The organism is Xenorhabdus bovienii SS-2004 (genome assembly GCF_000027225.1).
Lineage (GTDB): Bacteria > Pseudomonadota > Gammaproteobacteria > Enterobacterales > Enterobacteriaceae > Xenorhabdus > Xenorhabdus bovienii_C.
Window position 1 is genome coordinate 3,051,856 of the sequence record NC_013892.1, and the last position, 24,388, is coordinate 3,076,243.

General features: G+C 43.1%; 22 protein-coding genes, 9 tRNA genes and 7 pseudogenes. 16 read left to right on the forward strand and 22 right to left on the reverse strand.

Translation table 11 applies throughout. The features are described from left to right. Window positions 1-83 precede the first annotated feature (83 nt). Window positions 84-335 carry a riboflavin synthase subunit alpha (fragment) gene (locus tag XBJ1_RS13085; protein ID WP_012989483.1) on the reverse strand — a complete coding sequence of 84 codons (252 nt, stop codon included), beginning with the start codon at window positions 333-335 and terminating at the stop codon, window positions 84-86. Between the two features lie 343 nt (window positions 336-678). On the opposite strand from XBJ1_RS13085, the gene XBJ1_RS13095 reads away from it, so the two are divergent. The 5 genes and pseudogenes from XBJ1_RS13095 (at window position 679) to XBJ1_RS13110 (ending at window position 2,986) form a co-directional block, all read left to right on the forward strand. Further along, window positions 679-1,719 carry a zinc-dependent alcohol dehydrogenase family protein gene (locus tag XBJ1_RS13095; RefSeq protein WP_012989484.1) on the forward strand — a complete coding sequence of 347 codons (1,041 nt, stop codon included), beginning with the start codon at window positions 679-681 and terminating at the stop codon, window positions 1,717-1,719. Between the two features lie 289 nt (window positions 1,720-2,008). Continuing rightward, window positions 2,009-2,092, forward strand: a pseudogene (locus tag XBJ1_RS22035) (IS6 family transposase); the annotation flags it as partial. Then, a pseudogene (locus XBJ1_RS23035) lies at window positions 2,085-2,162 on the forward strand (IS6 family transposase); the annotation flags it as partial. The pseudogenes XBJ1_RS22035 and XBJ1_RS23035, both read left to right, overlap by 8 nt. A 174-nt stretch (window positions 2,163-2,336) precedes the next feature. After that, window positions 2,337-2,591: pseudogene (locus XBJ1_RS23040) on the forward strand (DDE-type integrase/transposase/recombinase); the annotation flags it as partial. Between the two features lie 143 nt (window positions 2,592-2,734). Then, complete coding sequence (locus XBJ1_RS13110; RefSeq protein WP_012989487.1) at window positions 2,735-2,986, forward strand: hypothetical protein; 252 nt, start codon at window positions 2,735-2,737, stop codon at window positions 2,984-2,986. A 161-nt stretch (window positions 2,987-3,147) separates the two neighbouring features. On the opposite strand, the gene XBJ1_RS22595 is transcribed toward XBJ1_RS13110, so the two are convergent. After that, complete coding sequence (locus XBJ1_RS22595) at window positions 3,148-3,594, reverse strand: hypothetical protein (protein ID WP_012989488.1); 447 nt, start codon at window positions 3,592-3,594, stop codon at window positions 3,148-3,150. A 47-nt stretch (window positions 3,595-3,641) separates the two neighbouring features. Here XBJ1_RS22595 and XBJ1_RS22600 point away from each other — a divergent pair, with 47 nt between their 5' ends. Continuing rightward, complete coding sequence (locus XBJ1_RS22600) at window positions 3,642-3,731, forward strand: SymE family type I addiction module toxin (protein WP_230578786.1); 90 nt, start codon at window positions 3,642-3,644, stop codon at window positions 3,729-3,731. 45 nt (window positions 3,732-3,776) lie between these two features. Here XBJ1_RS22600 and cdiI read toward each other — a convergent pair whose 3' ends face one another. The 7 genes and pseudogenes from cdiI to XBJ1_RS13150 form a co-directional block, all read right to left on the reverse strand. After that, window positions 3,777-4,142, reverse strand: a complete 366-nt coding sequence (gene cdiI / locus XBJ1_RS13120; RefSeq protein ID WP_012989490.1) for a ribonuclease toxin immunity protein CdiI — start codon at window positions 4,140-4,142, stop codon at window positions 3,777-3,779. 8 nt (window positions 4,143-4,150) lie between these two features. Beyond that, entirely contained in the window at window positions 4,151-4,453 is a 303-nt protein-coding gene (locus XBJ1_RS13125) for a CdiA family toxin C-terminal domain-containing protein (protein ID WP_012989491.1), read from the reverse strand. A 66-nt stretch (window positions 4,454-4,519) separates the two neighbouring features. Then, window positions 4,520-4,681, reverse strand: a pseudogene (locus XBJ1_RS22115) (transposase domain-containing protein); the annotation flags it as partial. A 57-nt stretch (window positions 4,682-4,738) separates the two neighbouring features. Next, window positions 4,739-5,092, reverse strand: a pseudogene (locus XBJ1_RS22045) (transposase); the annotation flags it as partial. Between the two features lie 32 nt (window positions 5,093-5,124). Next, window positions 5,125-5,904 (reverse strand): annotated as a pseudogene (locus tag XBJ1_RS13135) (ISAs1 family transposase); the annotation flags it as partial. A 32-nt stretch (window positions 5,905-5,936) separates the two neighbouring features. After that, a protein-coding gene (locus tag XBJ1_RS20910) for an IS1 family transposase (RefSeq protein ID WP_143827682.1) occupies window positions 5,937-6,631 on the reverse strand; the annotation gives its coding sequence in 2 pieces (ribosomal slippage) (window positions 5,937-6,382 and window positions 6,382-6,631; 696 coding nt in all). A 297-nt stretch (window positions 6,632-6,928) separates the two neighbouring features. Next, window positions 6,929-7,966: an IS630 family transposase gene (locus XBJ1_RS13150; RefSeq protein ID WP_143827736.1), complete on the reverse strand. Its 1,038-nt coding sequence runs from the start codon at window positions 7,964-7,966 to the stop codon at window positions 6,929-6,931. Window positions 7,967-8,200: 234 nt separating this feature from the next. Here XBJ1_RS13150 and XBJ1_RS13155 point away from each other — a divergent pair, with 234 nt between their 5' ends. Both XBJ1_RS13155 and XBJ1_RS13160 read left to right on the forward strand, forming a co-directional pair. After that, window positions 8,201-9,103 (forward strand): isocitrate lyase/PEP mutase family protein, encoded by a 903-nt coding sequence (locus XBJ1_RS13155; RefSeq protein ID WP_012989497.1) that lies wholly within the window; start codon window positions 8,201-8,203, stop codon window positions 9,101-9,103. 325 nt (window positions 9,104-9,428) lie between these two features. Continuing rightward, window positions 9,429-9,794, forward strand: a complete 366-nt coding sequence (locus tag XBJ1_RS13160; protein WP_038199129.1) for a YkgJ family cysteine cluster protein — start codon at window positions 9,429-9,431, stop codon at window positions 9,792-9,794. 127 nt (window positions 9,795-9,921) lie between these two features. On the opposite strand, the gene XBJ1_RS13165 is transcribed toward XBJ1_RS13160, so the two are convergent. The 7 genes from XBJ1_RS13165 to XBJ1_RS13195 form a co-directional block, all read right to left on the reverse strand. Continuing rightward, a tRNA-Val gene (locus XBJ1_RS13165) sits at window positions 9,922-9,997 on the reverse strand. A 6-nt stretch (window positions 9,998-10,003) separates the two neighbouring features. Continuing rightward, a tRNA-Lys gene (locus XBJ1_RS13170) sits at window positions 10,004-10,079 on the reverse strand. Window positions 10,080-10,108: 29 nt separating this feature from the next. Further along, window positions 10,109-10,184, reverse strand: a tRNA-Lys gene (locus XBJ1_RS13175). Window positions 10,185-10,214: 30 nt separating this feature from the next. Next, window positions 10,215-10,290: transfer RNA gene (locus XBJ1_RS13180), tRNA-Lys, on the reverse strand. Between the two features lie 42 nt (window positions 10,291-10,332). Next, window positions 10,333-10,408: transfer RNA gene (locus XBJ1_RS13185), tRNA-Val, on the reverse strand. Window positions 10,409-10,450: 42 nt separating this feature from the next. Next, window positions 10,451-10,526 (reverse strand) — tRNA-Val (locus tag XBJ1_RS13190). Between the two features lie 35 nt (window positions 10,527-10,561). Beyond that, window positions 10,562-10,637: transfer RNA gene (locus XBJ1_RS13195), tRNA-Val, on the reverse strand. 269 nt (window positions 10,638-10,906) lie between these two features. Here XBJ1_RS13195 and gltX point away from each other — a divergent pair. From gltX to XBJ1_RS13210, 3 genes are all read left to right on the forward strand, one after another. Next, window positions 10,907-12,322, forward strand: a complete 1,416-nt coding sequence (gene gltX / locus XBJ1_RS13200; RefSeq protein WP_012989499.1) for a glutamate--tRNA ligase — start codon at window positions 10,907-10,909, stop codon at window positions 12,320-12,322. A gap of 196 nt (window positions 12,323-12,518) precedes the next feature. Next, window positions 12,519-12,594, forward strand: a tRNA-Ala gene (locus XBJ1_RS13205). 70 nt (window positions 12,595-12,664) lie between these two features. Then, window positions 12,665-12,740 (forward strand) — tRNA-Ala (locus tag XBJ1_RS13210). 128 nt (window positions 12,741-12,868) lie between these two features. On the opposite strand, the gene XBJ1_RS13215 is transcribed toward XBJ1_RS13210, so the two are convergent. The 4 genes and pseudogenes from XBJ1_RS13215 to zipA all read right to left on the reverse strand — a co-directional run bounded on the left by XBJ1_RS13215 (window position 12,869) and on the right by zipA (window position 16,772). Next, a complete protein-coding gene (locus XBJ1_RS13215; RefSeq protein WP_038199138.1) occupies window positions 12,869-13,087 on the reverse strand; it encodes a DUF3820 family protein in 219 nt (72 codons plus the stop codon). 75 nt (window positions 13,088-13,162) lie between these two features. Then, a pseudogene (locus XBJ1_RS13220) lies at window positions 13,163-13,444 on the reverse strand (NupC/NupG family nucleoside CNT transporter); the annotation flags it as partial. A gap of 318 nt (window positions 13,445-13,762) precedes the next feature. Then, window positions 13,763-15,781 carry an NAD-dependent DNA ligase LigA gene (gene ligA, locus XBJ1_RS13225; protein WP_012989502.1) on the reverse strand — a complete coding sequence of 673 codons (2,019 nt, stop codon included), beginning with the start codon at window positions 15,779-15,781 and terminating at the stop codon, window positions 13,763-13,765. A gap of 61 nt (window positions 15,782-15,842) precedes the next feature. After that, a complete protein-coding gene (zipA, locus tag XBJ1_RS13230; protein WP_038199132.1) occupies window positions 15,843-16,772 on the reverse strand; it encodes a cell division protein ZipA in 930 nt (309 codons plus the stop codon). Between the two features lie 219 nt (window positions 16,773-16,991). On the opposite strand from zipA, the gene cysZ reads away from it, so the two are divergent. The 5 genes from cysZ (at window position 16,992) to crr (ending at window position 22,068) form a co-directional block, all read left to right on the forward strand. Then, a complete protein-coding gene (gene cysZ / locus XBJ1_RS13235; protein ID WP_012989504.1) occupies window positions 16,992-17,768 on the forward strand; it encodes a sulfate transporter CysZ in 777 nt (258 codons plus the stop codon). 287 nt (window positions 17,769-18,055) lie between these two features. Continuing rightward, window positions 18,056-19,009 carry a cysteine synthase A gene (gene cysK, locus XBJ1_RS13240; RefSeq protein WP_012989505.1) on the forward strand — a complete coding sequence of 318 codons (954 nt, stop codon included), beginning with the start codon at window positions 18,056-18,058 and terminating at the stop codon, window positions 19,007-19,009. Window positions 19,010-19,391: 382 nt separating this feature from the next. Then, window positions 19,392-19,649: a phosphocarrier protein Hpr gene (ptsH, locus tag XBJ1_RS13245; protein WP_012989507.1), complete on the forward strand. Its 258-nt coding sequence runs from the start codon at window positions 19,392-19,394 to the stop codon at window positions 19,647-19,649. 133 nt (window positions 19,650-19,782) lie between these two features. Then, window positions 19,783-21,510: a phosphoenolpyruvate-protein phosphotransferase PtsI gene (ptsI, locus tag XBJ1_RS13250; RefSeq protein ID WP_012989509.1), complete on the forward strand. Its 1,728-nt coding sequence runs from the start codon at window positions 19,783-19,785 to the stop codon at window positions 21,508-21,510. Window positions 21,511-21,558: 48 nt separating this feature from the next. Continuing rightward, window positions 21,559-22,068 (forward strand): PTS glucose transporter subunit IIA, encoded by a 510-nt coding sequence (crr, locus tag XBJ1_RS13255; protein ID WP_012989510.1) that lies wholly within the window; start codon window positions 21,559-21,561, stop codon window positions 22,066-22,068. Window positions 22,069-22,275: 207 nt separating this feature from the next. Here the strand turns inward: crr and cysM are convergent, their stop codons facing one another. Both cysM and cysA read right to left on the reverse strand, forming a co-directional pair. Continuing rightward, on the reverse strand, window positions 22,276-23,157 hold the full coding sequence (gene cysM / locus XBJ1_RS13260) for a cysteine synthase CysM (protein ID WP_012989511.1): 882 nt from the start codon (window positions 23,155-23,157) through the stop codon (window positions 22,276-22,278). Between the two features lie 133 nt (window positions 23,158-23,290). Further along, the gene (gene cysA / locus XBJ1_RS13265; RefSeq protein ID WP_012989512.1) at window positions 23,291-24,379 is read right to left on the reverse strand and encodes a sulfate/thiosulfate ABC transporter ATP-binding protein CysA; all 1,089 of its coding nucleotides are present in this window, start codon (window positions 24,377-24,379) and stop codon (window positions 23,291-23,293) included. Window positions 24,380-24,388: the final 9 nt, after the last annotated feature.

Below are 24,388 nucleotides of genomic sequence, written 5' to 3' on the forward strand. Positions count from 1 at the left end.
TGGTATTTGACTTTATGAATTCAAGGAAGTGGTAATATTTGAAAATAACTTACCACTTCCTATTCTAGCTCCAGCAATTATTTTTATTTCTTCAATAACGTTCTGGATAGTGTATCTACAGTGGTTCTTGTCATTTGGTCGATTTCATTATTGAGGAGATCACCCGCTTTGATCTTGTTGAAATTGGTCATTCTTAATGTTTCTGGAATCAGGTTCAAGGCTACGGTTTTATTCTCTTCATCAATGCCATTAATAGTTAAACTACAACCATCAAGACCAATAAAACCTTTCAGGAAGAAATACTTAATATAGTTGATAAATATCGTTAACCGCATTTTCTTGTTCAGCCTTGGAAAATTGCTGATATATGACAGAACCACTTCCTAAGTACAAATTCCTGAAATCATCAGGGCTCGAAAAATCAATAGCTTCTTCAATTCTATAGCTTTTAAGTATTTGAAAAAAACAATATCTTGCGAGTCAGTCTTGCCAAATGCTGCCGCAAAAGATGGGGAGAAGTGGCGTGTTCTTCGCCTGCTGGACGGTAACGGAGAAACGATATCTTTATTCCAATTTTATTGTGAAAGAGACTACACTTTTTAATATTGATTGGTTTTTACTCATTAATGGAATTGGACTAACACGGCAAAAAACAAACAACCTGATGGGAGAGACCTTATGAAAGCACTTGTTTATCATGGCACAGGCAAAAAGCAGTGGGAAACAAAATCCCCTCCTCAACTTATTGAGTCAACCGATGCAATCGTCCGCATTATCAAAACCACCATTTGCGGAACAGATCTACATATCCTCAAAGGGGATGTTCCAACTGTGGATGCAGGGCGAACATTGGGTCATGAAGGGATTGGGATAGTCGAATCCGTTGGAGAATCTGTCCGTAATATCAAAGTGGGTGATAAAGTAATTATTTCCTGCATCACCGTTTGTGGTCGTTGTCGTTATTGTAAACGCCAGCTTTATTCCCATTGTGAAGATGGCGGTTGGATACTTGGACATAAGATCGATGGCACGCAGAGTGAAAAAGTGCGTATTCCCCATGCAGATAACAGCCTACATCGTCTGCCGGAAGGCATTGATGAAGAGGCGGCATTAATGCTCAGTGACATCCTGCCTACGGGTCTTGAGATTGGTGTCATCAATGGCAAGGTTCAACCGGGCAATACCATCGCCTTGATCGGCGCAGGCCCTGTAGGGCTTTCTGCGTTACTGGCATCCCAGTTCTATTCACCCGCCCATATCATCATGATTGATACCGATGATAACCGCCTTCATGTTGCACAACAGTTTGGTGCTGACACAGTCATCAACCCCACACATCAAAATGTGGTGGAAGTCATCCAAAAGCTGACTGATGGGATTGGTGTCGATGTCGCAATTGAGTGCGTTGGTATCCCTGCAACATTCAAGATCTGCCAAGATATCATTACTGCTGGTGGATATATCGCTAACGTTGGTGTTCATGGAAAATCAGTTGAATTGCACTTAGAAGATCTTTGGATCAAGAACATCACTATCACGACAGGATTAGTGAACACAAGCAGCACACCGATGCTGTTGAAAAGCCTCCAATCCGGCAAAATTTCACCCGAAAAGCTGGTCACTCATCGCTATTCGCTAAGTGAAATTAAAACCGCCTATGAAGTTTTTGGTAACGCTGAGAAGGAAAAAGCACTGAAAATTGTTCTTACCGCAGAGTAAATAAAGGGATGATAAGGTATAACGCAATTTGGACATAAAAGTTGTATTCATAAGTAAAACGATCACCGACATCAAATTCAAAGTCATCAGGCGTGATTTTGTAAGGATTATACGGAAAGGCAATCCCGCCAGAATAGGAGATTCCGTAATTTTTGCCATAAATATGGAATTGATGAAGGTGATCATCCGGTTCTGTTGCATTAAGGGAAGAACAGGTCATATGCGATCTTTTACAGAATGAGTTGCCCGTGTCTTTAATTCAAAAACCTTCAAGCGGTTACATTATCCTATCGGGATCACTGCTCAGTGTATTCGCGGGTACCTCGCTTATACTTTGAGCCTGGGCAATCTCGAAGAGATGATGGCAGAGCAAATACCTCAATAATCTTATTGAGCAAGATCATCGGAACATTAAACGTCGGATATGGCCGATGTTAGGCTTTATTAAAAAAGGCGAGTGCCTTCTTTGCGAAAGAACTGCTGTAAGATGTGGGTTCATTAAAGAACAGGCAGAGCCATTTCCCATTCACCAATTATGTCGATTTATGCCTGGCAGGCAAAATCCATTCGGTTACTTTCTGATGAACAACGAGAATGACACCGAAAGGCAACCGCGCTATTTAAAGACCCCTGAGGGTTGGTCATATCTGGCGATAGTGATGGATTTGTATTCTCGCCGGCTAGTGGGATGGGATATGTCAACGGAGACAGATACGACACTGATTAGTCAGGCGTTGATGAAAGCGTATCACTGACGCCAGCCGTTAAAAGGTTGTGTTTTTCATAGTGATAGAAGGAGCCAATACACCAGCCAACAATACAGGGATCTACTCAGCAGTTATGACATGAGAGCGAGCCAGGGGGATGCAGGGCCTGTTGTTTAAACTCTCGCTGTTACTGTTGTTGATTTGATGTGCCTGCTTTTCACCATATCAGGCGAGGTGGTTCTGCTACTCCCCAGCAACAAAATCGATTAGAATAAATTTCCTACTATAATGAGAAGAAATTTTAATATATGGATAGAAATAAATGGAAAAAGGTTGTTGGTTGGTTTCGTGAAAAGATCCAGAATAATTTCTGGGCAAAATGGGGCTACATTCCGATAATTATGTTTTATCCTAATTCACTCAAATTCTGGTTCCGTGAATATGCCCCGGAATTTTTGCCGAACTTTGTAACTGATATTATTTTCTCAATCCCTATTGTTTTTGCTGTAATTTATATCCCACTGTTATTAATTGATTATCTGGAAAAAACAAGAAAGTGAATCTCACCTCGTGGTAACTCCGCCTGATCCCAGTATCCGATTGCCAGCTCTCTGCTTGGTTGAGTAAAGAGCTATGTCACTCATGCAGCAAGATCTGCCGTTGTCGTCCTTGATATCTTTCTTCAATCCAATCATCAGTTGCGTCAGTACGTCAATTTCGTCTACTGATTTAATGATTGAGTCCCAGATTTCCTCGGTCGTTCTGGGAGCAGCAGCCCGAGCTTCCATCTCAACTTATAACGTTGTCGTGAGTTCATATGTCCTCCGCAAATAATTGTCACTCCGTTTACTGATCCCCTGCGAGGTCGACTTACCACACCTTCGGCTTCAATCTGCTGAGCCAACAGGGAAGACATGTCATTTTTCATCCGTGAAGGCACATCATCACCCAGTACACGATCGATGGCTTGACGTACCAGAATACCGTTAGCCGGGATATCGCCGTATTTTTCCTTGCAGACCGCCGGGTTTGCGGCACAGACCGCAATCAGCTCTTGCTGCTGTTTGAGGCTCAGATCTTCCATTTCTTTCACGATTTGCTTGCAGTCGCCACGCGCCTCACACTCTTTGGCTTTCGCTGCAAAGTCATCGATTTGCTTCGCAGTCAAAAAGTTATTCTCAACAGCATCCCAGTTGGCATTTAAAGGGTAACTGGCTGGAAGCAGCCGGGTTTACCACTGGGCAACCGATGCAAGTCTGCATTGAGCATGGGCAGTTGATTATCCGGCTGGTTGAGGACAACTGACGGTTAAAAGGAAGATCCCAGCTCTTGTGGGCTGGGATCTTGATGTTAACAGGGCAGTTGATCTAGTAAGATACTTAGCTTGTCTTTATCTTCCGGGTGTAGTTGAAGATACTTTTCACAGGCTAATCTGACGTAATGGTAACAAGTTTCTTCAGTCACAATGACCCTCTCTTCTTCTGTTGGAGGATACCCAATAGCAAATTCAACACCTTCAAAATGCTCAGTTTCATCATAACTGTCCATGTCCGGAAAATTACAATAAGCCCCATCAACACTTAATGTCCATTTTTTTGATAGTAGCTCTATAGCATCTAAAAATTTACCATCCTCATACATTCGTTCAAAATATGACACGATAATTAAATCTAAGCCTAAACCCATATCAAACTGACTAAATAATTCTTTTTTCATATCAAATCTCAATTAGGATGAAAATTTTTTACTCTTCCTGTTGTTTTATCGACATATATTCTGAAACTAACCCCATCAACAACAGCAGTAGCTTGCCCATTACTACTAGCCATAGCATCTTTATAACCTTTTGTAGAAGCTTGCTGACCCAATTCTAAAATTTTTTGATCAGTAAAAACTTTAGGGTCATAAACAGTTTTTGTTTGAATTGCTGGCTTATATTCCCCAGTAAGATTTCCTGCTCGATCTTTTGTGGGTACTTGATATTTGATTTCTGTAATTCCTGGTACTTTAGTGGGAGCCTCACTCAATATCTTCACATTATATTGAGTTACCGCACTATAAAAGTAAGCGACTCATTTGAACCGTATTGACGATTAGATGTTGGTAAGGCTGAATTTCCAGGGAAGCAGCTCGTGTACCTTGTTTGATGGCCAGTCAGCTATATGGCTGATGGTGTACCGCAACCACGCCTCCGGTTCTACACCATTAAGACGACAGGAGCCGATTAATGAGTACAGGATGGCCGCCCGCTCACCCCGGATGCGCAATATTCCGGAGGGAAGCGCCAGTTCACAACAGGGCTCCTTGGCTGCGGGTTGCTGCATGGCGGGGACCGGCTGCTCAACAGGCACAGTGATTTCAGCCAGCGTAACCGGCAGGAGCCATGAACTGTCATTCCGGGAGCTCAGAAGTCCGCGTTTATAAAGGTTACGCCAGTTAAACAACAGGTTGTCGTTGATGCCATGTTCACGCGCCAGTTGTGCTACATTGGCGCCAGGTTGCAGTGATTTTTCAGCCAGAGAGATTTTAAACGCGAGCGGAAAATTCGGGCGGCGTGACCGCTTGCGTACAACGGGCTCACCCGCTAAAACCGGCTCAGGGATATCCGTCATGACGGGATTGGTACGCGCGGGGTAAAGTTGCGATTCGAGCTTATCGGAGGTCATATTATCAGGCAACGGCCAGCTAATTCCCTGCCTTCTGAAGCGAACAAAGAGATGGTCGGCCACCTTTCCGCTATATCAGGGGTAAATTGCGGCTTGAGTTGAAACACATAACGTTCTTCCCGGCGACCATGCGCTTCTTGTTTAATTTCAGTGATAATTTTTTCTTTTCCTGCATCAAACACACACTGAAACTGAAACTGAGACTGAACGGCATCCCACAGACGGGGCTGGTTTTTCTTCACCTGAACAACGACGTGGGCTTTCTTTTCACTGATTTTTTGCAGGGTTTCACGCTGACAATGCAGGGCATCAAGTGTCACAATACTGCCTTTCAGATTGAGGATATCCAACATTTGACGGACGACACTGATTTCACCATTTTTTGTGGCCGTGGCTTTCTGGCTCAGCACTAATCCCCGTTCGGTATCATACGCGGTGACCAGCTGGACAGCGTTTTTCTTTTCATTCCGGTAAGCCCGTCGCAGGACTTTTCCGTCAAAGGCGATAACCGATTTACCATCCTGCTCACGCTGTTCATTAACCCAGTTCAGTAAAGCTTCCAGTAAAGAATCCAGCTCGATAGCTTGCAGTATTCTTGCAATGGTATGTCGACGGGGTATCCCATGGAGAAAGGTACGGTATTCTCTCAGCCACTTAATTTTGGCTCGGCCATAAGTCTCAATGTCTTGCCAGCCCTCGGCACCAGCCATAATGGCACTGACAACGAGGAAAATAACATCAACCAGATCATACTGACGGTTGATATCAGAGCGGGTTTCTTTCACAACGGATAAATGTTCAATCAGGGTCATAGGGGGCGTGTATTCAACCTGTTGATTGGCCATCAATAATAGAACTCACGTTCGATGAATGTGCCAATGATCTTGTCATGCATTTCAACTGACTTAGAATAACCCAGCGTCTTGCGATTGAGTCGCTTTAGCCTGTTACGCAGGTTCAGATTTTCTCGTTCAATACGTTGAGTATAAAGTTTACCGGTGATATGTTTCTCATCAGCCAATATGTCATATGCCCCGAAATTATCGGTGCACCAGAATGCCACATCAAAAGCGGATAACTTTTCCAGCAACGTCCTGAGTGTCTGTTTGCTACGAGCGCCAAAAGCGTGAGCGACAATACGTTTCAAGCGAGGCTCCCACGCGTACCACAGCCAGCGTTGCCGTTTTTTGTTACTGATGAATGACCCCATTTCATCGACTTCACAGATAAGCTGAAGCTCAGGGGTATCCAGCGGCAGCGTGGTTACACATCGCAGCGCGAGTTTTTTAAAGTGCGTACAACAGCGTTAATGCTGACATGAAGTGCCCGTGCCGTATCACGAATACCGGCGTTATTCATGGCAAGCTCGACGATTTGCTCTTTCATACCCGAATGGCAAGCCCGGTAAGTGTATTCGAGCTGGAAGGTTCTACGACAGGACTGGCAATAATATCGTTGATGCCCACCTTCTCCTTTACCGTGTTTTTTAACAGGCGTGGTTTGGCCACAAAACCGACACTTCACTTCAACTAATGCCATCACTATCCCTCACGTATTTACCCTCATTATACGTGAGAAACAACGGGATGAATACGTGACCAAATTATGAAGCCATGCTTCATTTGGCTTGTAGTTTAATTGTCTAGAATATAATCCTATTGGGATAGGATCTTAATTATTCTTATAAAATTTTCACCACTTCAATTCGCTGTAGAACAGAATATATCTTTAGATACGGATAATTAATTTTCGACATAAAATTTATAATAAAATAATTTATAGTCGTTAAAATTAAAAACCATATAATTACCAAATCATTATAACTTAGATACGCAATTAACTTGAAGATGCGGGTTTTAAAATCTGGAAGTTATCAGTCAACCGAGTGGTGAGTTCTTTCGCTTTTTCTGGCAATGTGACATGAAAAAAGTGGCGCAGCGTTTCACGGAATGTTTTGGTATCCGGAAAATAGACATTGTTTCGTACCTGCTCATTCACATACTTCCATAATCGCTCAATCGGGTTGAGATTAGGGCTGTAAGGCGGCAGGTAGTGCAACTCAATATTCAAAACCTCGGCAAAAAATTGGACGACTCCGGAACGGTGATAACCCGCACCATCCAGAATAATGTGGATTTTTTGCGAAAGTGGATAGGTTTCCCGGATTGAGCCGAAAAAAAGGACGACATTTTTCGCGTTAATCGTCGGATATTCACGAACAATAGTCTCTTCAATCCGTTGTAAATTAAGGGCACCCATGATGTTGAGTCGAGTACGACTGCCTGTGGTTTCAACCACTTTGACGTGCTTCCGCCCGCTCTTCATCCAGCCATAACTTAATTTTGTGGACAGGGTCGGGTGAACCGCATCAATAAATAAAATAGGCGCATTCTGGCCACATTCTTCTTTCAGCGCGTTGTAGGTTTCAATAAACTGTTGCTGTTTATCCGCATCAAATTTATGCGGAGCACCCATTGGCTTCTTGTAGCTGAAACCTTGACGGTGAAGCCATTTCGTCATTCCTGCGACAGTGAAAGTCACCTGCCATCGTGCCCGAACATAGGCCACAATTTGTGCGGTAGTGTGCATCAAATTTGCCATCAGATACTCAACTAATTCTGTTGTTTGTTCGGCAGACAAACGGCTTTCAGAGCCCCCATTTTCAGGGGCGAGTTTTTCCTCAGAGAAGTAATCTTTCAGATGGCGGCTCACCGTACTTTCATGGATCCGCAAAGCCTGAGCAATCATCTGGGCAGTCCAGCCTTCTGAGGCCAAAAGCACGGCCTTGATGCGGTCACGTACTCGTCCATCGCGAGTCGTATCATGCATCAATTCGAGGGCGTCTTTTTGGGCACCTGTTAGATTAATTTTCATGGGCGCAATCATGATCTGATACAAATGAAAAATCAAGCATCTTCAATGACGACGGGTAGATATCTCCTTCATAAAAAAGAATAAGAATATTGATAATAAGGATATTTTTACAAAAAAATAATCCTGGTAATTAATTACATTTTAGAAATTTAATTTAAAATTATTTTTTATTGATCTACATATTGACTGTATAAAAAACCAGTGTAATGATAAGCTAGATATTCATCATAAAGTATGAATATCAACATATTAATTACATCGATAGCAGTCGAAAAATATTCGACAAAAAATAAATCACCTCGAGAAACCAATATGCAAACAGTAAGCCTAAATGAAAAAATTCAAATTTTCCGTCAACTCCATGAGGAAGGTCGCCTAATATTAGCCAATTCTTGGGACGTCATGAGTAGTCGTTTAGCTGAACAAAGTGGTGCCAAAGCGATAGCCACAACAAGTTCTGGGATATCTTGGAGCTTGGGGTACCCTGATAATCAATTAGCCGATCGGAAACTGGTGATAAAAGCGCTAGGTTTAATTACAGACTGCACCAACCTTCCAGTTTCTGCTGACATTGAAGATGGTCTGCTGAGTATTGATGAAAATATGGATCATCTTGTACAAGACTTATATTCTGTCGAATGTGTCGGTATTAATATCGAAGATGCTCAAAATGGTAAGTCAATGTCTATAGAGGATGGTGCCGAACGCATAGCTGCTGTACGTACTTCCGCGAATAAATTGAATTACAATTTATTTATCAATGCTCGTATTGATTCATGGCTTCGTGGTGAAAATACCGAACCAGCTCACTTGATTTCCCGTGCTAATGCTTACCTTGCCGCTGGCGCAGATTGTATCTTTATCCCCGGTCTAACCGATTTAGCTATCTGCCAAACGATCAGTACTCATATTAACGGACCGTTAAATGTAATGGCACACTCTGGGGCCCCCAGCGCAGAAGAATTTTTTGCGGCTGGAGTGAAAAGGATTTCTGGCGGTTCTTTCTTTGCTGAACAAGCATACGGAATCACTTTGGCAAGTATGGAGAATTTTGTACGAAATGGTATGTTACAGCCAAATGATAAGGCAAAACTGAATTATATGGAGCTAAATGCTCTATTGGATCAGAAAGTATAATCAATACGTTGCAGGAAATATGGCATTCTATCCTGCAACATTAAACAAAAATCTAAAATACTGAGAATATAGTTCCTTATGTTACAATTTAAATATGAAATTAAAATAACAATTTTACTCTATTAATAACTAATTAAGAAAACAATACAGTATTAAAATAATTTCAATTAGATAAAAACAAAATAAATTTTCTCTTGAAAATTCACACAGCTTAGAAACATAATCTGTTTTCAAAGAAGTCATCTTTTCACAAAAGACAGACTTTTGAGGGTTAGGTATTTTATACCTGAGTGTATGTCTTAAACATCAGATAATGGCGTCTGGTATGAGTCAAACGTTAACTTCTCAATCTAATTTACAAGATAATCCCTGTATAAGCTGTGGTGCTTGCTGTGCATATTTTCGTGTTTCATTTTACTGGGCAGAAGCCGAAGATGGCGGAGGTACTGTTCCTATCTTTATGACCGAAAAATTAAACGCTTTCATGAGTTGTATGAAAGGTACAAATGAACCTAATCCCCGCTGTATAAATTTACGTGGTGAAATTGGTCAATCAGTCTCTTGTACCATTTATGATAAAAGACCTTCTCCTTGTAGGGAATTTACTCAAGCTTGGGAAACCGACGATTACAATGAAGCCTGTGATCGTGCCAGAGCCGCTTATGGACTTCCGCCACTGCCAAAATTGTAGGCCTAATCCACCATATTTCCGTTACCTGTCATGAATTATAATGACAACTGATTCATTAATATTGTTATGGATAAATATTACTATGAGGAAATATTACGATGAGAAGAGTTAAGACATTTAGATGAAGTGGTGGGCGATACCAGATTCGAACTGATGACCCCCTCCTTGTAAGGGAGATGCTCTACCAACTGAGCTAATCGCCCACTTCATGGTGGGTCGTGCAGGATTCGAACCTGCGACCAATTGATTAAAAGTCAACTGCTCTACCGACTGAGCTAACGACCCGATTAGGTAATTCTGATTTTATATCTAAATGGTGGGTCGTGCAGGATTCGAACCTGCGACCAATTGATTAAAAGTCAACTGCTCTACCGACTGAGCTAACGACCCAATTAGATAATTTTGATTTGATATTTAAAATGGTGGGTCGTGCAGGATTCGAACCTGCGACCAATTGATTAAAAGTCAACTGCTCTACCGACTGAGCTAACGACCCATTTTAAATATCAATGTGATACTGCGAAACAATCTGATGAAGTGGTGGGCGATACCAGATTCGAACTGATGACCCCCTCCTTGTAAGGGAGATGCTCTACCAACTGAGCTAATCGCCCACTTCAATGACTATAACGACATCAATACCACTGATTTATGATTGGTGGGCGATACCAGATTCGAACTGATGACCCCCTCCTTGTAAGGGAGATGCTCTACCAACTGAGCTAATCGCCCAATCATAAAATCATTTTTTATCACTACGAGAGAGATGGTGGGCGATACCAGATTCGAACTGATGACCCCCTCCTTGTAAGGGAGATGCTCTACCAACTGAGCTAATCGCCCCGTCGTGATGGAGTCGCATTATAGGGATAGTTCGAGGTGAGTCAACGGTTTTTATTATTAAAATCTTCGTTCGTCGTAAAATTAAACAGAATGAAACAATTATAATCACGTTAGGGTATCATTTAAGGCAATAGATATTGGCTTTTCTCAATAACTACTGTTAACGCCATTGAGGAATTGAAGTGCAGTGATAAAATACCTCCCACTATTGTTACTTTGACCATCCAAAACGTTCTCTAAAAAATGAAACGTAATTAAGGCAATTCCCGATGAGTAAAATGAAAACCCGTTTTGCACCAAGTCCTACTGGCTATCTCCACGTTGGTGGTGCGCGTACTGCTCTTTATTCCTGGTTATACAGTCGCCACAACAAAGGTGAATTTGTACTGCGCATTGAAGACACCGATCTGGAGCGTTCCACTCAAGAAGCCATCGATGCAATTATGGACGGAATGAACTGGTTAAATCTGAATTGGGATGAAGGCCCTTATTATCAGACCAAACGTTTTGACCGTTATAACCACGTTATTGATGAAATGCTGGAGCAAGGTACTGCTTACCGCTGCTACTGTTCCAAAGAGCATTTGGAACAACTGCGCGAAACCCAGATGGCGAATGGCGAAAAGCCACGTTATGATGGCTGCTGCCGTGATAGCGAATGCCAGCACAGCCATGATGAGCCACACGTTGTGCGTTTCCGCAATCCTCAGGAAGGTTCCGTCATTTTTAATGACAGCATCCGTGGCCCAATCGAGTTCAGCAACCAGGAGCTGGACGATTTGATCATTCGCCGTACCGACGGAGCGCCAACTTATAATTTCTGTGTTGTAATTGATGACTGGGATATGGAGATTACGCACGTTGTACGTGGTGAAGACCACATCAATAACACGCCACGCCAGATTAATATTCTGAAAGCCCTCGGTGCTCCTGTTCCAGAATATGCCCACGTTTCCATGATCCTGGGTGATGATGGTAAAAAACTGTCCAAGCGTCATGGCGCAGTCAGTGTGATGCAATACCGTGATGATGGCTATCTGCCGGAAGCGCTGTTGAACTATCTGGTTCGTCTGGGTTGGTCACATGGCGATCAGGAAATTTTCAGCGTTGAAGAAATGGTCAATCTGTTCAGCCTTGATGCCATCAGCAAATCAGCCAGTGCATTCAATACTGAAAAGCTGCAATGGTTGAACCATCACTACATCAATACCCTGCCAGCTGAACAAGTCGCGGTGCATTTGGCATGGCACATTGAGCAGCAGGGTATCGATACCCGTACTGGCCCAGAACTGGTTGCTCTGATCAAACTACTGGGTGAACGCTGCAAGACACTAAAAGAAATGGCAGGTTCCTGCCGCTACTTCTACGAAGAATTTGCAGAATTTGATGCTGATGCCGCGAAGAAACATCTGCGCCCTGTTGCCCGTCAACCACTGGAAGTTGCTCGAGCGAAACTGGCTGCTGTCACTGAATGGACACCAGAAAATATCCATCATGCCATTCAGGCGACTGCTGATGAACTGGAAGTTGGTATGGGTAAAGTCGGTATGCCACTGCGTGTTGCAGTCACCGGTGCCGGCCAATCTCCAAGTGTTGATGTCACTATTCATGCCATCAATCAAGCACGTTCATTGTCTCGCATTGATAAAGCACTGGCCTATATTACCCAGCGTGAAGTGCAATAAATCGCACCGTAAATCGTCATTTATCTAAATGACACAAAATAGTAAAGGCACTCAACTTATTGCAGTGCCTTTATTGTTACTATCGCAGGCGAATATTGATGACTTTTTCAGCGCTTACACAGAGAATATTAATGAATCCATTGACAGAATTCTCTGGGTTTCATATTATGCGCCCCGTTCCACAGGATTTTGATTTGGGGCTATAGCTCAGCTGGGAGAGCGCTTGCATGGCATGCAAGAGGTCAGCGGTTCGATCCCGCTTAGCTCCACCAAATACTTATCCTTTTTCGTAATGAAAAACGATAATCGATACTTGGAATTCAAAACTTGAACCACATTTGTGGGGCTATAGCTCAGCTGGGAGAGCGCTTGCATGGCATGCAAGAGGTCAGCGGTTCGATCCCGCTTAGCTCCACCAAAATTCTGAATCCCTGAAGACGCAAGTTTTCAGGGATTTTTCTTATATGCCTATCTCTGGTGTGTTTAGCTCTGTATGTTATTGTACTGTATGTTTGAGAAGGACAAATGCCGGAAACAAAGAGTGTTTTAGTCACGATTTTTTAATGGCTTGACCAACGAATCCAACCCTTCAATTTTGATAGCAAGAGTTATCTCCATTAATGCCCCAAGTTTGCCTTGTGGAAACTCTCCCTTACGGGCAAACCAGAGTAAATATTCTTCTGGGAGGTCTATCAGCATCCGCCCCTTATATTTGCCGAACGGCATGGCCGTGTTGGCAATCTCCAGTAGATTTTCTTTATTCATCATGTCAGCCTTTTTAATTTGAATGCGAATCAAACTTTGCCATTCGTGCAGATTGTTCATTTGGATATCCCCTTAGCTCTCGACAGAGTAAGGGTTGATCAGTGACAGAACGATAAAGCTACTGAACATGTTAAGTACCAGTGCAGCGACTACGATAAACATAGAGACCGTAGACATTGCCGCCGCCATCGTGTACATACGACACTCAGACATTCTATCCAGCACATTTTTATAAGCAACGAAGTTTTCTGACTGCCCCAGAATCAACGAGCCAACCGCATTGAAAGACTCCAGTTTACCCATGCCATTCACTTTGGACAACACAGTACCAATCGCACGAATGATAATTGATAGTACTTATATGAGACATAAAGAGAATCCCAGACATGGCGAAGCACAAATTTATAATTACATTTTATGTAACGCATAATAGTGAATTATTGTGATAACAATAATTCACTATTATGCGGAAACAAATTCCCATTTAGCAAACTCGTTCACACTTTAGTCAGGAACGTGTTGGCTGGGTATGCAAAAAGAAACATCAAGTATAGGGTGCTATCAAGATCTATTCTCAGTAGCCCCCCTTATTTTTATTTAATAAATCATTTTTATCCCCTTCATCTTTCAAGTCACCCGCTTTATTGGCTGCAACTTGAAATCTATTGGGTATATTTATTCACCTAACAGACGAAGCATTTCTTCTTCATCAATGACTTCTATTCCTAATTCCGTGGCTTTGGCTAATTTAGAACCCGCAGCTTCGCCAGCAATGACTAAATCCGTTTTCTTGGAAACACTGCCTGTCACTTTCGCGCCCAGCGCTGTCAGCTTATCTTTGGCCTCATCCCGGGATAAACGGTTTAGCGAGCCTGTCAAAACCACAGTCTTGCCAGCAAATGAGTTACCAACTGTGTCTGACTGCAACGTTTCAACTGATTCCCAGTAAATTCCGATATTGTCAATGAGGTCATCAATCACAGTCTGATTATGCGGTTCATTAAAGAAATTCACGACATGGCTAGCAACTACACCTCCCACATCCTGCACCGCGATTAACGCTTCAGTATCTGCTGCCCGCAGTTTTTCTAATGTGACAAAATGTGCAACCAAATTAGCTGCAGTCGCCTCCCCGACTTCACGAATTCCCAGAGAGTAGATAAAACGAGCGAATGTGGTTTTCTTGGATTTTTCCAAGGCATCAATCGTATTCTGAGCAGATTTAGGTCCCATTCGCTCAAGACCCGTTAATTTTCCAGCGCTCAGACGGAAAAGATCGGCAGGTGTTTTAACATATTCTTTATCGACAAGCTGCTCAATGATCTTTTCTCCCATACCATCGACATCCATGGCTCGACGGGAAACGAAATGTTTGAGCGCTTCTTTACGCTGCGCACCGCAAAACAATCCACCAGTACAGCGCGCCACGGATTCCCCTTCGACTCGCTCAATATCCGAGCGACAAACTGGGCAGTATTCAGGAAAAATCACTTCCTGACTTTCGGCTGGCCTTTTATCCTGTACAACACCAACAACTTTTGGGATCACGTCACCCGCACGACGAATAACCACGGTATCCCCAATACGCAGCCCCAAACGTTCAATTTCATCCGCATTGTGTAGTGTGGCATTACTGACTATTACCCCTGCAACTTGCACCGGCTTCAAACGTGCAACGGGTGTGATAGCGCCAGTACGTCCCACTTGAAATTCAACGTCACGCACGATGGTCATCTGTTCCTGAGCAGCAAACTTGAAAGCCGTTGCCCAACGGGGCGCTTTGGCAACAAAACCCAACGTTTCCTGTAATTCAAGGGAGTCAACTTTGATAACAATGCCATCAATATCAAAACCCAATATCGGGCGCTGCTGTTCAATGTTATGGTAGAAGTCGATGACTTGCTGAGTTCCCTGGCATAATTTCACGTTGTCACTGACTGGCAAACCCCATTGTTTGAACTGCATCAGACGTTCGTAATGGCTCGCCGGTAATTCTCCACCTTCCAGAACACCGACGCCATAGCAATAAAAGGTCAATGGCCGTTTGGCCGTAATACGCGGATCAAGCTGGCGCAGTGATCCTGCTGCCGCATTACGTGGATTAGCGAAAACTTTGTTACCCTTACGACGCGCTTCGTCATTGAGTTTTTCAAACCCACCCTGCTTCATAAAAACTTCACCACGAATTTCAACACGGGCTGGAATATTATTCCCCTTCAGGCGCAGGGGGATAGCATGAATAGTACGAACATTAACAGTGATATTTTCCCCTGTCGTACCATCACCACGAGTCGCAGCCTGTACCAACTCACCATCTTCGTACAGCAAGCTAACCGCCAGTCCATCGAGTTTCAATTCACAGCAAAACACCAAATCCCGACTATCTTTCAGACGATCACGAACACGCTTGTCAAATGCCAGATAACTTTCTTCATCAAAAACATTGTCCAAAGACAGCATCGGGATCTCATGACGAACCTGACCAAATGCCGTTAATGGTGCCGCACCAACACGCTGGGTTGGAGAATCAGCCGTAATCAACTCTGGATGCTGCTCTTCCAGTACTTTTAATTCTCGCAGTAAGCGATCATATTCTGCATCAGGGATCTCTGGCGCATCCATAACATGATACAAATACTCGTGATGACGCAATGTTGCTCTTAGTTTGTTGATTTTTTCGATAATACTTTCCATAACTTCTCACCAGACATGAAAAACCCCCGGCTAGCGGGGGCTTGGTACTAAAAAAGAAGATTTATTCGCAGGCATTGAGCGTATTGCGAATACGCGCCTTATAGTGTTCGATCATTTGTGGCGTGAGCATTTTTCGCTCACCATCCAACACAACGCCACCCACATCAGAAGCAATCCGCTGTGCTGCCTGCAACATCAGTTTAAAGTTCTGATTAGCATCACCATATGATGGCACAAGCATAAACATGGAAACTCCAGGGGTGCTGAAATCGTCCATGAGTTCTGGATTAAACGAGCCTGGTTTTACCATATTAGCCAGACTGAACAACACCGCTCCACTGCCCGCCGGGTTCAAATGACGATGAAAGATATTCATATCACCAAACCGGAAGCCAGATTGCAAAATACTTTGAAGCAGTGCTTCGCCATCAAGCTCCTGACCATGATGGGCAGAGACATGTAATACCAGCACTGTTTCTTTTTTGACTTGCTCAACTTCACCCACAGCTTCATTTTCCAATACGTTCAGTTGTTCTTCCACAACTGCTGTATTGACAACCGATTCTGCTGCCTCAGCACTCTGCTCAGTAGACTCAAATAAGCCAAGCTGTGGCTCTTCCTGATATTCCTCAGCGGTTTTTACTTTTGCCGCTGATGCTTCAGATTGCTGATTTGAAAGCAAAGGATCAAAAGCCTCATCAGGCGCTTCCGCTGATAACTCAGGTACAGAGCGTTTAATAACAGGCTCTTCACGATGTTCATTACGAGGCTTGACTGACTCTTGAACATGCGACTTTGACGAATTATCAAACAGTTTATCGCCATCATTATCGTCGAGCTCTTCCTGACGCTCCTGTTTATGACGTTTAACTGGGCGATCACGAAAGAGTGACGAACGCTCTTTGCGGCTGGTCCACAACCCATGTAATAGCAAAGCTATTATGGCTATCGCACCAACAACGATTAATATCAGACGCAAATCCTGCATCATTGCTATCTCTGTTGTTTAAATTAATTGCCACCACGGCAGAATATTCTTTAGATAAGAGTATTTGTCAAATAGCACAAGTGCAAGTCTCTACATACTTTTCTTACCATAAAGGAGATATACCCTGTTTTTTCGGATATTTTTTACGCACAAAACTACTGGTCAGTAGAAAATCCTGCCTATATCATACCGTCTCAATCATCTAGGAGAGAATAAGAAAATATGACGAATTCGACAAAACTGCCAAAACATTTGAGCGGGTTTCATTATATTGTACAAGGTTGGCATCTGATAACCCGCTCTGGCATCAAGAGATTCGTTTTATTACCCTTACTGGCCAATATTTTATTGCTGGGTGGTTCATTCTGGTGGTTGTACCATAAACTGGATGGTTGGATACTATGGGCGCTCGATAAAATACCAGATTGGATGCAATGGCTAAGTTATTTGCTGTGGCCATTGGCTGTCGTCTCAATTTTGCTGATCTTTACCTATTTTTTCAGCATACTGGCTAATTTTATTGCCTCACCATTCAATGGATTACTGGCCGAAAAATTGGAAGCGGAATTAACTGGCATTCCAGCGCCGGACACTGGCATGGTCGATTTGATAAAAGATACACCCCGTATTTTGAAACGTGAGATAGTAAAAATCCTCTACTATATTCCGCGTGCGCTCGTACTGCTGTTGCTATATTTCATTCCGGGTATTGGTCAAACTGTCGCTCCTGTCCTCTGGCTTATTTTCAGTGCCTGGATGTTGACTATCCAATACTGCGATTATCCGTTTGATAATCACAAAATCAGTTTTTCTACTATGCGCAGTACCCTGCGACAAAACAAAATTGACAATCTTCAATTTGGTGCAGCCGTTAGTGTATTGACCATGATCCCGGTAGTAAACCTGTTCATTATGCCCGTTGCAGTCTGTGGAGCTACAGCCATGTGGGTTGATCGCTATCGCGCTCAACACGCCTTACACCATAACCCATCCCATTAAACCACTTTTTCCTTTTTAAATAACACCATGCCCTGATGTATCAAGAATACACCAGGGTTTTGTATTAGCCATTACCTTTAATTAACTGTAACCATCACGGCGCAGAAATAACTATATAAAATCATAAATGGAGGAATAGTTATTCTTATAATAAACAACGTAAATAATATAAAAAATCAACGAATATTCTTTTATATAATAAGAATAGACTTAAACTCTATTTCCATAAATAAGATGTTAGCGTATGGTTATCTGATGTTTAAAGGTATTTAAGGGGCAATCGAATAATGAGCAAAATTTATGAAGACAATTCGTTGACTATTGGTCACACTCCACTCGTACGTTTAAAACATTTTGGTAATGGCCGCATTCTAGCAAAGATAGAATCCCGCAATCCAAGTTTCAGCGTAAAGTGCCGAATTGGTGCCAACATGATTTGGGACGCTGAAAAACGTGGCATCCTGACCAAAGATAAAGAACTTATTGAACCAACCAGTGGCAACACCGGTATTGCTCTTGCTTACGTTGCGGCTGCCCGTGGCTATAAGCTGACCCTTACTATGCCTGAAACCATGAGTCTTGAGCGCCGCAAGCTGCTGAAAGCGCTGGGAGCCAGTCTGGTGCTGACCGAAGGCGCGAAAGGCATGAAAGGTGCCATTGATAAAGCTGACGAAATCCGTGATAGCGATCCAGACCATTATATTCTCCTGCAACAATTCAGTAATCCGGCGAACCCTGAAATTCATGAAAAAACCACAGGCCCAGAAATCTGGGAAGCTACCGATGGCAATATCGGTGCTTTCGTTGCAGGTGTAGGGACTGGAGGCACAATCACAGGGGTTGCTCGTTACCTGAAAAATACACAAGCCGCACAAGTCACTATCGTTGCTGTAGAACCAGAAGATTCTCCTGTAATCAGCCAGAAACTTGCTGGTGAAGAACTTAAGCCTGGCCCACACAAGATTCAGGGAATTGGAGCTGGTTTCATCCCTGATAACCTAGATTTAACATTAGTTGACCGTGTGTTTAAAGTCAGTAATGAAGAAGCCATTAAAATAGCGAGAGAAGTCACTGAAAAAGAAGGAATTCTTGCTGGAATTTCCTCAGGAGCCGCTGTCGCTGCCGCCGTCAGGTTATCTCAGGAAGACGAATATAAAGATAAAAATATCGTGGTTATTTTGCCTTCTTCGGCTGAACGTTATCTCAGTACCGCCCTGTTTGCCGACTTAGCCAATGATTAAAAATCACTCTGAGTTTTTGCAATTTCATTGACAAAAAAGCACCTTAAGGGTGCTTTTTTGTGCATCAGATCAAAGTTTAAAACTTTCCTAGATGATTTATTCAAGTAGCTTTAGTATTTAACCAGTAATTATTTTGATGCACGAAATTAATCGCTGAGCCAGAATGAAAAGCACCATCCAATTCAACAAATACTCGGATAGTGTTTATTAACATAAAATCAACAATTGAATGCATCGAGTATGTTAATTTTTTGATAATGCCTAAATACACCTTATTTCATTATCAATTTAACGGTTGTACAAGCCAGAACGGGTTCAGCTACACTAGTTTTAGAATTTTCTAGGGCTTATCAACGAATATTTAAGTTATTGAGGAAATACTATGTTCCAGCAAGAAGTCACGATTACTGCACCAAATGGCCTCCATACTCGCCCTGCTGCGCAGTTCGTCAAAGAAGCAAAAGGTTTCTCTTCTGACATCACTCTTACTTCTGGTGGCAAATCTGCCAGTGCGAAAAGCCTGTTTAAGCTGCAAACGCTGGGACTGACTCAAGGTACTGCTGTAACAATTTCCGCTGAAGGCGAAGATGAACAGCATGCTGTTGAACATTTAGTTAAGCTGATGGGTGAATTGGAATAATCGCCCGCTTAATAAAGCCAATTTGTTTCATTTCACCGAGTTCCATCCCCAGATAAATAAAATTTGGGGATATTTATAGCCTCCCCCCTGAAGGCTTAATGGAAGGTAATCACCCGCAGTAAGGTCATATAGTATGATTTCAGGCATCTTAGTATCACCAGGCATTGCTTTCGGCAAGGCATTATTGCTGAAAGAAGACCCCATCATTATCAATCAGAAAAAAATTACTACAGAACAAACCGAACAAGAAATTTCCCGTTTTAAACAAGGTCGAGACAAGTCTTCCGTACAGTTAGAAATAATTAGAAAAACAGCCGAAAAAAATTTAGGTGCAGAAAAGGCTGAGATCTTCGAAGGCCATATTATGTTGCTGGAAGACGAAGAGCTGGAACAGGAAATTGTTACCCTGATTAAGAAAAATCTGGCAACAGCAGATGCCGCTGTTTATTCCGTTATTGAAGATCAGGCTAAGGCACTGGAAGAACTAGACGATGAATATTTGAAAGAACGTGCGGCCGATGTTCGCGATATTGGTAAACGCCTGCTGAAAAATATTCTGGGTATGCCGATTATCGATTTAGGCACTATTGAAGAAGAAGCTATCCTCATTGCCAATGATTTAACTCCATCGGAAACCGCACAACTCAATCTGGACAAAGTGCTAGGTTTCATCACTGATTTGGGTGGCCGAACATCCCATACCTCGATTATGGCCCGCTCTCTCGAATTACCCGCAATAGTCGGTACTACCAATGCAACAACTCAAATCAAAAATGGCAGTTACCTGATTCTGGATGCAGTTAATAACCAGATTTATGTGAACCCGTCTAATGCTGAAATCGATCAACTGAAAAAGGCAAAACACGAGTATCTGTCAGAAAAAACAGAACTGGCAAAACTGAAAGATTTACCTGCTATTACACTGGATGGCCATCAAGTTGAAGTTTGTGCCAATATCGGTACAGTTCGTGATGTCATGGGTGCAGAGCGCAATGGTGCCGAAGGTGTAGGACTATACCGCACCGAATTCCTGTTTATGGATCGCGATACGCTGCCTACTGAAGACGAGCAGTTTGAGGCATATAAAGCGGTTGCAGAAGCCGTTGGCAACCAAGCCATCATTATCCGTACCATGGATATCGGCGGTGATAAAGATTTGCCTTACATGAACCTGCCAAAAGAAGAGAACCCATTCCTTGGCTGGCGTGCAATTCGGATTTGCCTTGATCGTAAAGAAATCTTACATTCTCAATTGCGTGCTATCCTGCGAGCCTCTGCATTTGGTAAACTCCGCATTATGTTCCCAATGATTATTTCAGTTGAGGAAATTAGGGAGCTGAAAGCAGAACTGGCGTTGCTCAAAAACCAGTTACGTGATGAAGACAAAGCATTTGATGAATCTATTGAAGTCGGCATCATGGTGGAAACACCCGCTGCTGCAACCATTGCTCATCATCTTGCAAAAGAAGTTGACTTTTTTAGTATTGGGACAAACGATCTAACTCAGTATACTCTTGCGGTAGACCGTGGTAATGAGCTGATTTCTCATCTTTATAACCCAATGTCACCCGCAGTGTTGAGCCTCATCAAGCAGGTTATTGATGCCTCACACGCAGAAGGTAAATGGACGGGAATGTGTGGAGAGCTAGCTGGTGATGAACGTGCCGCGCTGTTACTCTTAGGCATGGGATTGGATGAGTTCAGCATGAGTGCGATATCAATTCCACGCATCAAGAAAATCATTCGTAATGCCAATTACGATGATGCGAAAGCGCTGGCAGAGCAAGCCTTATCTCAGCCGACTGCAAAGGAATTGATGGATTTGGTTGACACCTTTACCAGAGAAAAAACACTCTGCTAGCTACATCAGCCAAAACACGGTCCCATTAAAACAATTAGGAGAAGATTCATGGGTCTGCTTGATAAACTGAAATCTCTGGTTTCAGACGATAAAAAAAACAGCGGCAGTATTGAAATTATCGCCCCATTGTCAGGTGAAATAGTCAATATCGAAGATGTTCCAGATGTTGTTTTTGCCGAAAAAATCGTTGGGGATGGTATCGCGATTAAACCTGCCGGCAACAAAATTGTCGCTCCTGTTGATGGCACCATTGGTAAAATCTTCGAAACTAACCATGCTTTTTCTATCGAATCGGATAGCGGAGTTGAACTGTTCGTTCATTTTGGTATTGATACCGTTGAGCTGAAAGGTGCGGGCTTTAAACGCATTGCCGAAGAAGGTCAACGAGTACAGAAAGGCGATCTGGTTTTAGAGTTTGATCTGGCATTTCTGGAAGAAAGGGCTAAATCAACATTAACTCCTGTTGTTATTTCTAACATGGACGAAATTAAAGAATTGTCTAAAGTGAGTGGATCTGTAGTTGTAGGTGAATCTGTCATCATGCGTATCAAAAGATAACAGAAAAATCATCGGGAACACGTTTTCCGCTCTTTTCCTGTTTACAGATCCTTCTTATTTTTCAGATGGTTGATTAATCGCCCCTGTATTATCAGGCATTTTACCGGATTAAGCCTGATAATACAGGGGCGATTTTTTTGTGGTTTGCTGCTCAGTCAAAAAGCGACGTTTAATGCCAAATAACATATACCCAAAGGGGATAGGCGTTTAATTAAATACCCCAGTAGACAAATACCTGTCACCACGATCACAGACAATCGCTACAATGACTGCCCCTGGATTTTTAGCCGCAATGCGCAGTGCCCCTGAAACAGCACCGCCAGAACTGACACCACAAAAAATGCCTTCTTTCTGCGCCAATAGCCGCATTGTCGTTTCAGCTTCCATTTGTGTGATATCCAAGAGCTGATCCACTAACTCTTTTTTGTAAATACCAGGCATATAAGCGGGAGACCAACGGCGAATACCGGGGATCTGGCTATTTTCTGCAGGCTGCAATCCCGTAGTGTGCACTTTATCTGATTGAGATTTCAGGTAGCGGCTCACTCCTGTAATTGTCCCCGTCGTTCCCATACTGGAAACAAAATGCGTTATGCGCCCCTGCGTTTGCTGCCAGATTTCCGGACCAGTTGTATTGAAGTGCGCCAGTGCATTATCCATATTATTAAATTGGTCAAGAACCTTCCCTTCTCCCTCTTGTTCCATTTTCTGCGCTAAGTCCCGAGCACCTTCCATGCCTGATTCTTTACTGACCAGAATCAATTCTGCACCGTAAGCCCGCATTGACGCCTGCCGTTCAAGACTCATATTTTCAGGCATTAATAATTTCAATTTATAATTTTTAACTGCCGCAATCATAGCCAGTGCAATGCCAGTATTGCCACTCGTTGCTTCTATGAGCACATCTCCCGGCGCAATTTCTCCTCGTAATTCAGCCTGCTGGATCATTGAAAATGCAGCCCTGTCTTTCACGGAACCAGCAGGATTGTTACCTTCCAGTTTTACCCAAATTTCCGCATCAACACTTTCGGTGAGTCGTTGTAATTTAACCAGCGGAGTATTGCCTATAAAATCTTCCAAGCTTGCCACAGCATTACCTAATTCATATGAGAGTGGACAACAAAATAATCATATTCAGAAAACTGTAGCAAGATCTTAAACAAAAAATACCCGCTCCCCCAAATGACGAGAGACGGGTTGACGGTAATAAAATATAGCTAAATCAAGCTGATTCAGCGAGTCTGAGCACTTTTAATGGCAGGTCACCTGCATACAGTCTAGCTCCAGTGCCTCCCATAAAATACTGGTTTCCCCTAACAGGAACAGGTGAATCACCCTGCCAGATAACCGATAAGAGGTCTTTTCCCCACCCTACTGGCAAGACAGACAACAAAGAAAAATGGCCGCGTGGGCTGATTTCCACAATTTGAACAGGTAAAGGACAAGATGCAGTTTGTTGGGTACTAAGAGTCATTTCCCATGGGCGGAGAAACACGTCAACATTTCCCTGATGTAATGGTGTCACATTCAATGGGAAAATTTTCCCCCCAACCCATAATTGGGAACCTTTTATTTCACCGTGTAATTGATTGACCTCTCCCATAAATTCGAGCACAAAACGGCTTTCTGGCTCTCTCCACACCTGTTGCGGCGTACCAACTTGCTCAATACACCCTTGATTCATCACCACCACTCTATCCGCTACTTCCATCGCTTCTTCCTGATCATGGGTAACGAATACACTGGTAAATTTCAGTTCTTCATGAAGTTGCCGTAACCAGCGGCGCAATTCCATACGTACCTGTGCATCCAAAGCACCAAACGGCTCATCCAGCAACAGGATTTGCGGTTCCACTGCCAATGCCCTTGCTAATGCCACACGCTGTTTCTGCCCACCAGAAAGTTGTGACGGGTAACGATCAGCAAGGTGGGATAACTGAACCATATCAAGCAATACCATCACCTTACTGCGGAGCGCCTCACCACTGAGGCGTTGACGACGCGGAAGCACAGTCAAACCAAAAGCGACGTTATCAAAGACGTTCATATGGCGAAATAGGGCGTAATGCTGGAATACAAAGCCAACTCGCCGATCTTTCGCATGCACTCGACTGACATCCTGACCATTAAACTTCAATTGCCCTGCACTTTGCTGCTCAAGCCCTGCAATGATCCTCAGGAGAGTCGTTTTACCAGAACCGGACGGGCCAAGTAGCGCAACCATTTCACCAGATTCAATACCTAATGAAATCTCACTCAGTATCTGGACCCGGCCAAAAGACTTGCTGATTTTACTGATTTCAATACTCATATCTTGCTC